Origin of the sequence: Corallococcus sp. CA041A (assembly GCF_003612075.1) — a bacterium.
GTDB classification, from domain to species: Bacteria; Myxococcota; Myxococcia; order Myxococcales; family Myxococcaceae; genus Corallococcus; species Corallococcus exiguus.
The window spans coordinates 1-380 of the sequence record NZ_RAWF01000783.1 but is presented as its reverse complement, the minus strand read 5'-3'; the positions used below and the strand labels follow the sequence as shown (position 1 = coordinate 380).

1 protein-coding gene is annotated in these 380 nt (G+C 61.1%); it reads right to left on the bottom strand.

Going from position 1 to position 380, the window contains the following annotated elements:
* Positions 1–211, bottom strand: a 211-nt coding sequence (locus tag D7V77_RS43060) for a LysR family transcriptional regulator (RefSeq protein ID WP_199734044.1), incomplete at its 3' end; no start/stop codon positions are given.
* Between the last annotated feature and the right edge of the window lie 169 nt (positions 212–380).

Below are 380 nucleotides of genomic sequence, written 5' to 3'. Positions count from 1 at the left end.
GCTGAACATGGTTGAGCAGGCGCCGGCCGATCTCGGTGGGTGTCGGCGGCGTGGCCCGGACCAGCACCGGCTGGCCGACCCGCGCTTCGAGCAGTTTGATGCGCTGGGAAATGGCCGACTGCGACAGACCGAGCATCTGCGCGGCGCGCTCGAAGCCGGCCTGCTCGATGACCGCGGCGAGGGCCGAAAGCAGCTTGTAGTCGAACATCATTTTTCCTAATGCGGGATGAGGTTTATTGGTTTTTCTTATAGTGCTTGAGCCGGGAGAATGACAGTCATTGAGGGCCTTATCGCTGGCAAGCCAGCTCCCACAGGATTTCGTGGGCGCTGGCTTGCTAGCGACAAGGTCCGGAACGCACTGAAAATCCGGAGTCATCCCC